Origin of the sequence: Mesorhizobium sp. M7A.F.Ca.CA.001.08.2.1, assembly GCF_003998455.1 — a bacterium.
In the GTDB taxonomy this organism is placed as follows: domain Bacteria; phylum Pseudomonadota; class Alphaproteobacteria; order Rhizobiales; family Rhizobiaceae; genus Mesorhizobium; species Mesorhizobium ciceri.
Map to the genome: position 1 here is coordinate 1 of NZ_RZPW01000737.1, position 3,068 is coordinate 3,068.

Annotated in this window: 3 protein-coding genes; all 3 read left to right on the plus strand. The window is 64.4% G+C overall.

All coding sequences use genetic code 11. From position 1 onward, the window contains the following. Nucleotides 1–173: 173 nt before the first annotated feature. Nucleotides 174–1,292, plus strand: a complete 1,119-nt coding sequence (locus tag EN914_RS29965; RefSeq protein WP_024503860.1) for a DUF2157 domain-containing protein — start codon at nt 174–176, stop codon at nt 1,290–1,292. Beyond that, a complete protein-coding gene (locus tag EN914_RS29970) occupies nt 1,289–1,873 on the plus strand; it encodes a GDYXXLXY domain-containing protein (RefSeq protein WP_024503861.1) in 585 nt (194 codons plus the stop codon). Before EN914_RS29965 ends, EN914_RS29970 begins: the two co-directional genes overlap by 4 nt. A gap of 26 nt (nt 1,874–1,899) precedes the next feature. Further along, nucleotides 1,900–3,068 (plus strand): aromatic amino acid lyase (locus EN914_RS29975; protein ID WP_127389464.1); only part of this gene is annotated, 1,169 nt, incomplete at its 3' end.

The window sequence follows — 3,068 nt, forward strand, 5'->3', positions numbered from 1 at the left end:
CCCATATCGATTTAAAAGCGCTATGGCTGCATGGCAGCAATGCAAATTGTGCAATGCAGCATTAACGCGCGTTCACGGACCTGACACAAAGAAACCCGAATCGGAAAATGCCTTAGCGCCAACGGCTTGACCGGATCGGCTGCAAAAAAGACCAAACTGGGGGGAGAAGCAGCATGGCGAGCTATTCGTCGCGGGTCAGGGCGGATATCGCGCGCTGGCAGCAGGCCGGCATGATCGACCCCGCGACGGCCGATTCGCTGGCGCGCGATGTCGAGGCCAACGAGCGCAAGTCGCTGAGCTTCGGCTCGATCCTGGCTATGATGGCCGCCTTGCTGTTCGGCGCCGCCATCCTGATTTTCGTCGCCGCCAATTGGGACGCGATCCCGAGGCTGGCGCGCGTGGCGGCGCTGTTTGCCGTCATCCTTGGCGGCTATGTCGGCGGCGCGGTGCTGAAGGCCCGCGACCATGCGGCAATCGGGGAAGCGCTGTGGATCGTGGCGGCCGCGGCTTTCGGCGGCTCGATCGCGCTGATCGGCCAGATGTATCATCTCTCGGGCGACGAGGCCTCGGCTCTGGTGACCTGGGGAGCCGGCACGGCGCTGGCGGCGGTTGCGCTGCGATCGAACCCGCTGACGGTGGCTTCGGTCGGCATCGCCGATGCCTGGCTGTTCCTCAAAGGCTTCGACTATTACAGCCGCAGCGATTTTCCGCACGGCTTCGTCGTGATGGCGATCGTGCTGTTTGCCGTCTCGTTCTGGACCCGCAGCCAGGCGGCGCGCCACCTGATTATCCTGTCGGTGCTGTTCTATCTCATGCTGCTGGTCACCAACCACGACACGCTGCAGGTGGCGATCCCGCTGGTCGTCGCCTCGGCGCTGCTGTTCGCGGCCTCGGTCTTCGCGCCTGGCCCGGTCGACCGGGTCGTGCAACTCGGCGGCCGCTTGCCCTTGCACGCGCTGCTCGGCTTCCTCACCGGCCTCGCAATGATCCAGTTCGAACTCGCCGACGAGAGCACCTACAACAGCGGTTTTGCCCTCGCTTCGGCGATCGCGCTGGCCGGTGTTGTCGCCGCGATCGTGCTGGCAGGACGGGGGAGCCGTGGGCTACGCTGGCTTGCCTATCTCGGCTTCGCCTTCGAACTCGCCATCATCTATGTCGTGACCCTGCAATCGATGCTCGATACGGCCGGTTTCTTCCTGGCCGCCGCGGTGCTGCTCGGCATCCTCGCGATCGTCATCATCCGCGTGGAAAAACGCATGAAGGGCCCAGACGCCAAGGGAGCCACGGCATGATCACCGGGAAAAGGCTTGTCATCTCGGCGCTGGTGGTGGCGCTCGTCCAGATAGGCTTCCTGAGCTGGATCATCGCCGGCCGGGCGGCGATCCTGCGCAACGGCAAGGAAGTGCTGCTGAAGATCGAACCCGTCGATCCGCGCGACCTCCTGCGCGGCGACTATATTATCCTGGGCTACGAGATTTCGCGCATACCGGTGAAAATGATCGCCAACATTCCGCCCGACAAATTTTCAAGCGACGATACGTCGATTGTGGTGCGCCTGAAGAAGGGCGCCGACGGCTATTGGCAGCCGACGGCCGCCTGGTTCGGCCAGGCGCCAACGATGGCAACCGCCGACGAGGCCGATATTCTAGGCCACATCGCCGAAGGCTGGGACCTTCGCGGCGAAGAGGCGACCATCGCGCCGGACTATGGCATCGAGCGCTTCTATCTGCCGGAAGGCGAGGGGATGGCGATCCAGAACGACATGCGGGTGCGGCCATTCGGCATCCGTCTTGCGCTTGCCGGCGACGGCACCGCGCAGATCAAGGCGCTGGTCGACGGCGACAAGACGCTGTTCGAGGAACCACTCTACTAGGTCCCTTATTTCCGATGGTGTGAAGCATGCCAGTTAGCCTGTCGACGCGTGACGACATCAACCTCGACACTGTCTTCCGCGTCGCCTGGAAGAAGGACACGGTGGAGATCAGCGAGAAGGCCTTGCAGCGCATCGCCGAATGCCGCGTCTCGTTTCTGAAGCTGATTGAATCCGATCCGCCACCGGTCATCTATGGCGTCACAACCGCCATGGGGGAATTGGCAAGCCGCAAGCTCGAACCTGACGAGCGCGATCGCCATGCGCGCATCAAGGCGTTTGCCGCCGCCACCTCGTTCGGCGATCCCTTGCCGGATCGCGTGGTCAGGGCGATCGTGCTTGCCCGTCTGACAAACTTCATCGAGGGCAACGCCGCCACCACGCCGCGCATCGCGCTTGCCGTGGCCGCGATGCTCGACGGCAGGCCGATGCCTGTCGTGCCGGCCTCCGGCCAGGGCGGCGCCGGTGAGATCCTGGCGCTCTATCCCTTGTTTGCAGAACTTTCGACGCGCTTCGACCTCGAGGTCAAGGAACGCGGCTCGCTCATCAACGGCTCGCCCTGCGCCGCCGCTTTGGTGGCCGACGCAGCGCTCGCGGGGCGCCGCCGCATCCGCATGGCGCAAAAAGTTTTCGCGCTGTCGATCGAAGCGTTTCGCGCGCCGCTCGAGCACTATGACGCGGCGCTCGACACGCTCTGGGGCGATGAGCATGAGACGGCTGCCCTGCAGGGATTGCGGGAGTTTCTGGTTGGCGCCGGCGATGGGCGACGCAACTATCAGGCGCCGGTCAGCTACCGCATCGTGCCGCGCGTCCTCGGCCAGGCGCATCGTGCGCTGGCGACGGCCGAGCGGGCGGCCAATGTGTCGCTGGCCTCGGTATCGGACAATCCCGTCTACATCCCGCCCGACGATGCACATCGGCTCGGCCGCTGCATCTCGACCGGCGGCTATCACAATGCGATGGCAACGCCGGCGCTGGACGATCTGGCGGCGATATGGGCCGACATCTGCCTGCTCTGCGACCGCCACGCCTCGAAGCTTCTGAACGGCAAGGTGTCGCTGCTGCCGGATCTGCTGATGACCGGACGTCACTCAGCCGACAGCGATGGCCATGGCAATGTCGGCTATGTGCCGATGGCGATCACCGGCTATCTCGAACAGGCCAAGCTGGCGGCGCAACGTACCTTCATTCCGGGCAC